Raw genomic sequence first — 5,015 nt, forward strand, 5'->3', positions numbered from 1 at the left:
CGAGGCCGGCGAGCGCGGGGCCGTTGACGTCCGCGGCGGCGAGTCGCACGCCCTCCGCGACGAAGCGCCGGCAGATCGCCTGGCCGATGCCGCCGGCCGCCCCGGTGACGATGGCGACGCGGTCCTTCAGGCCTCTCATGTGTCGATCCTCTGTCGTTCAAGCACGGTCGTGCCCCGGACAAGTCGGGGGATGACGGGGGCGCCTCATGATCGAAGCTGGTCCTAATGCCCCTGGTCCTGGATCAGGCTGCGCAGCTTGAACTTCTGCACCTTGCCCGTCGCCGTGCGCTCGATCGGTCCGAAGATTACGCGGTCCGGGACCTTGAACTTGGCGAGCCGGCCGCGGCAGAAGTCGAGCAGCTCTTCGGCGGTGAGCGAGCCCTCCGCCTTCAGCTCCACGAAGGCGCAGGGCCGCTCGCCCCAATGGTCGTGCTTCATGGCGATCACCGCCGCCGAGGCCACCGCCGGGTGCTGGTAGAGCACCTCCTCCACCTCGATGGAGGAGATGTTCTCGCCGCCGGAGATGATGATGTCCTTGGAGCGGTCCTTGATGTCGATGTACCCGTTGAGGTGCACCACCGCGAGGTCGCCGGTGCGGTACCAGCCGCCGGCGAACGCCGCCTCCGTGGCCGAGGGATTCTTGAGGTAGCCCTTCATCCCCATATTGCCGCGGAACATCACCTCGCCCATCGCCTCGCCGGAGCGCGGCACCGGCGCGAGCGTGACCGGGTCGGCGACCATCATCTCGTCGGTGACGACGGTGCGCACACCCTGGCGCGCCATCATGCGCGAGCGCTCGGTGCCGGGCAGGCCGTCCCATTCGCGGTGCCAGTCGCACAGCGAGACGACGCCGTGCAGCTCGGTGGTGCCATAGACATGGCGCACGACAAAGCCGAGGTCCTCGGCCGCCTTCAGCACCGGTGCGGGCGGTGCCGAGCCCGCGGTCATCACGGCGACAGGGGCGCCCAGCCGCTTGCCGGAACGCTCCGCCCCGTCCACCAGCATGCCGAGCACCGTGGCGCGCCGCAGAAATGGGTGACGCCGGTGGCCGCGATGAGGTCGAACACCTGCTCGGCCACCATCTTGCGCAGGCAGACATGGGTCGCGCCCACCGCCGCCACCGCCCAGGTGAAGCACCAGCCGTTGCAGTGGAACATGGGCAGGGTCCACAGATAGACCGAGTCCGCATCCATCTTGTGGTGCAGCAGCTGACCGAGCGCGTTCAGATAGGCGCCGCGATGGTGGTAGAGCGCGCCCTTCGGGTTGCCCGTGGTGCCGGAGGTGTAGTTCAGCGAGATGGTCTCGAACTCGTCCTGCGGCCAGACCACGTTGTCGTCTTCGCTGCCGGAGGCGAGAAGCTCCTCGTAGGTGAGGTCGCCGATCCGCTCGCCGCCCTCCGCCAAGTCGTCCTCGATGTCGACCACCAGCGGCTTCACCGGCAGGAGCGCAAGCGCCTCGCAGCCGATGGCGCTGAATTGCGGGTCCACCAGCAGCACCTTGGCCTCGCCGTGCTCCAGGATGAAGGCGACGGCTGCCGCATCGAGCCGGATATTGATGGTGTTGATGATGCCGCCCGCGAGCGGCACCCCGAAATGGGCCTCCAGCACCGCCGGGATGTTGGGGGCGAGCAGCGCCACCACATCGCCCTTCCCGATGCCGGCCCGCCTCAGCGCCGAGGCGAGCTTGAGACATCGCCGGGCATAGTCCCGCCAGGTCACGCGCCGATCGCCATAGACGATGGCGGTGCGGTCCGGGAACACGTCCGCCGACCGGAACAGGAAGTTCAGCGGCGTCAGCGGCCGGAAATTCGCGTCCCGGCGTTGCAGAAAGGGGGCGTCCAGGTCGAGCGTCACGGCATCCTCCCTCCAGCGCCCGCTTTGTTTCCCGGAGCGTGCGATGGCTCCGGCTGCGGGCGTCAATAGCTGCGCGACATCAGATGCGGTTGCCGGCCACGGCGCCCTCCAGGATCGCCCGCTTGGCGTCGAGCTCTCCCGCAAGCCGGGCGCCGCCCACCACGTGGACGCTCTGGCCGCGCGCCTCCAGCTCGTCGGCGAGGCTGCGATCGGACTCCTGGCCGGCGCAGACCACGATGGTGTCGGCCGGCAGCACCTCCACAGCGTCCCCCACCGCGACATGGAGGCCGTCCGCATCGATCTTCAGGTAGCGCGCATCGGCGATCTGGCGCACGCCGAGGTCCTTGAGTTCCTGACGCAGGATCCAGCCGGTGCTCTTGCCCAGCGTCTTGCCGAAGCCGCCGGGCGAGCGCTTCACCATGGTGACCTGCCGGCGGGCGGACGGAATGTGGCGCGCGCCGCCGGCAATGCCCCAGCGCTCCTCGAATTCCGCGATCGACTGGCGCTCTCCTTCCTCGCCCGCGGCGAGGAACAGCGCCACGTCGTGGCCGATGCCGCCGGCGCCGATCACCACCACCCGCGCGCCGGCCTTCACGGTGCCGTCGAGGATGTCGGTGTAGCCCACCACGCGGGGATCGTCGGCGCCGGGAATGTCGATGGGGCGGGCGCTGACGCCGGTGGAGATGATCACTTCGTCATAGTTGCTGCGCCCGAGCGCCTCGATGCTGACCCGCGCGCCGGTGCGCACCTGCACTCCCACCTCTTCGAGCTGGCGCCGGAAGCCGTCGATGGCGAGGCCGTAATCCTCCTTGCCCGGCACCTGCGCGGCCAAAGTGAACTGGCCGCCGATCTCGGGCGCGGCTTCATAGAGTGTGGTGTGGTGGCCGCGCCGTCCCGCCTCCAGCGCCGCGGCGATGCCGGCGACGCCGCCGCCCACCACGGCGACGCGCTTGGCGTCCGCCGCCGGTGCATCGGAGAATTCACCCTCGCGCAGCGCGCGCGGATTGACCAGGCAGGAGATCACCTGGCTGGTGAAATAGTGGTCGAGGCAGGCCTGGTTGCAGGCGATGCAGACATTGATGAGGTCGGGCCGCCCGTCGCGCACCTTGTTGACGAAGGCCGCATCCGCAAGGAACGGGCGGGCCATGGAGATGAGGTCGGCCGCCCCCTCCGCGATCAGACGCGCGCCGTCGTCCGGCAGGTTGATGCGGTTGCTGGCGGTGACGGGGATGGACACCGCCGCCTTGATGCGGCGCGTCGCCTCCGCGAAGGCCGCGTGTGGCACCGTGCCGGCGATGGTGGGCACGGTGGATTCATGCCAGCCGATGCCGGTGGACAGGCAGTCCGCACCCGCCTTCTCCACCTCCTTCGCCAGCCAGAGCGTGTCCGCTTCGCTGAGGCCGCCCTCGATCAGCTCCAGCGCGGAGATGCGGTAGGACAGGATCGCCCCCGGACCGAGCGCCGCGCGCACCGCGCGGACCACGGCGAGCGGGAAGCGCGCGCGGTTCTCCAGCGCGCCGCCCCAGTCGTCGGTGCGGTGGTTGGTGCGGGTCGCCAGGAACTCGCTGATGAGATAGCCCTCCGAGCCCATCACCTCGACGCCGTCATAGCCCGCCTCCCGCGCGAGGCGCGCGGTGTTGGCATAAGCGGCGATGGTCGCCTCGATCTCGTCGGCGGGCAGTTCGCGCGGCGTCTCCTTGTTGATGGGCGCGCGGATCGCCGAGGGGGCGACGATGGCCGAGTGGTAGCCGTAGCGGCCGGCATGCAGGATCTGCAGGATGATGCGGCCGCCGGCGGCATGGACCGGCGCGACGATGTGCCGGTGGGCGTCCACCTGGTCCGGCCGCTCGAACGTGCCCGGCTCGTCCTTCATGCGCCCCGCGAAGGTAGGGGAGAAGCCGCCCGTGACCACCAGCCCGACGCCGCCCTCGGCGCGCGCGCCATAGAAGCGGCCCAGCTCGTCGAAGCGCTCGGGATGGGATTCCAATCCGGTGTGCATCGAGCCCATGACGACGCGGTTGGCCAGCGTCACGCCGCCGACCGAAATGGGCTGAAGCAGCGCCGAACGGGCCGCGCTCATGGGCAGATCCTCCACAGCCGTCGCGCGCCGCAAGGCGCGCCTTGTCATTGTTCCAATGAATAAACGGGGCGTCGGATTAATGTCAATATCTTTGCCTTTCTCACCAGTGCCCTGCGCACCGTCGAGGGACCGTTTCGACCGCGCTGTAGCGTCATTTATGTGCAACGCAGCATGGTGACGCGGCATATTGGGGGCGGAAGGCTCTTCATTTGGCACCCCATTTAGATCAATATATTGTCATGAATGCCGCTATCATCGACGCACGATTTTGGCCTGCGGGCGCGGGATGCGGTGCTCTGGAGCGCGGCAGCGTTGCCGACTATGGTGGCCCAGGGATCGGGCGCCGCGCGGAGCGCATGAGCGCCTGAACGATGATCGAACCGGAGCCGGCCGCGTGAATGCTTCAGGGGAAGAGGGTTTGGCTGCGCAGCACGAGGAGCAGGGCTCCGCCGACCAGCTGAACAATCGAATATTCTTTCGCCTGTTCCAGCTCGGCAATACATTGCAGCGCCAGTCCGTGAAGGAGCTCGGGGTGACGACGGTGCAGTGGGCGGTCATCGGCGCCCTGTCGCAGAAGCACCGCCCGGAGGGCATGGCGTTCGGCGACCTTGCGGAATACCTCGTGGTCAGCCGCCAGAATCTCGACGGCGTCATCAAGCGCCTGGAGCGCGGCGGCATCGTCGAGCGCGCCACCGACCCGAACGACCGCCGCGCCCGCCTGGTGCGGCTCACTCCCGCCGGTCACCGGCTGTGGCCGGACCTCAGAAACAAGATCTTCGAGTTCTACCGGCAGGCGGCGGCCGGATTCAGCTTCGACGAGCGCGCCTCGCTGGTGCACTTCCTCGGCAAGCTGCAATCACAGCTCCTCACCGTGGAGATCGGCTACAAGCCGCCCTCGCTCGCTGCCGACGAGGAGCAGACGCCCGGCGGACCGCCGCGGCCGTGAGGGGCCGCGGCGGTCCGTTCCGGCTCAGAAGCGGGTGCAGGTGTCGGGGCCGATGGCGTCCTCGGCCGAGACCTTGTCGATGATGTCGAACTTGCCGTTGTTGATGCGCACCACATACATGGGCTGCATCGCCTGG

Annotated in this window: 3 protein-coding genes and 1 pseudogene; 1 reads left to right on the forward strand and 3 read right to left on the reverse strand. The window is 68.8% G+C overall.

Annotated features, from left to right (window positions below; genetic code table 11):
• The 3 genes and pseudogenes from AC2W7M_RS19585 to AC2W7M_RS19595 form a co-directional block, all read right to left on the reverse strand.
• Positions 1 to 139: SDR family NAD(P)-dependent oxidoreductase (locus tag AC2W7M_RS19585; protein ID WP_486134233.1), on the reverse strand; the 139-nt coding region annotated here is incomplete at its 3' end.
• An 83-nt stretch (positions 140 to 222) separates the two neighbouring features.
• Positions 223 to 1,853 (reverse strand): annotated as a pseudogene (locus AC2W7M_RS19590) (AMP-binding protein).
• A gap of 79 nt (positions 1,854 to 1,932) precedes the next feature.
• Positions 1,933 to 3,933: an oxidoreductase gene (locus AC2W7M_RS19595; RefSeq protein ID WP_486134230.1), complete on the reverse strand. Its 2,001-nt coding sequence runs from the start codon at positions 3,931 to 3,933 to the stop codon at positions 1,933 to 1,935.
• 418 nt (positions 3,934 to 4,351) lie between these two features.
• On the opposite strand from AC2W7M_RS19595, the gene AC2W7M_RS19600 reads away from it, so the two are divergent.
• A complete protein-coding gene (locus AC2W7M_RS19600; protein ID WP_486134232.1) occupies positions 4,352 to 4,879 on the forward strand; it encodes a MarR family winged helix-turn-helix transcriptional regulator in 528 nt (175 codons plus the stop codon).
• The last annotated feature ends 136 nt before the right edge of the window (positions 4,880 to 5,015 follow it).

It is taken from the genome of Xanthobacter sp. BG11Y11_SDJG (genome assembly GCF_057364445.1).

Bases quoted from the DNA above. Each gene is read 5' to 3' on its own strand.
- AC2W7M_RS19595 (WP_486134230.1), bottom strand. From the start codon at position 3,933: ATGAGCGCGGCCCGTTCGGCGCTGCTTCAGCCCATTTCGGTCGGCGGC.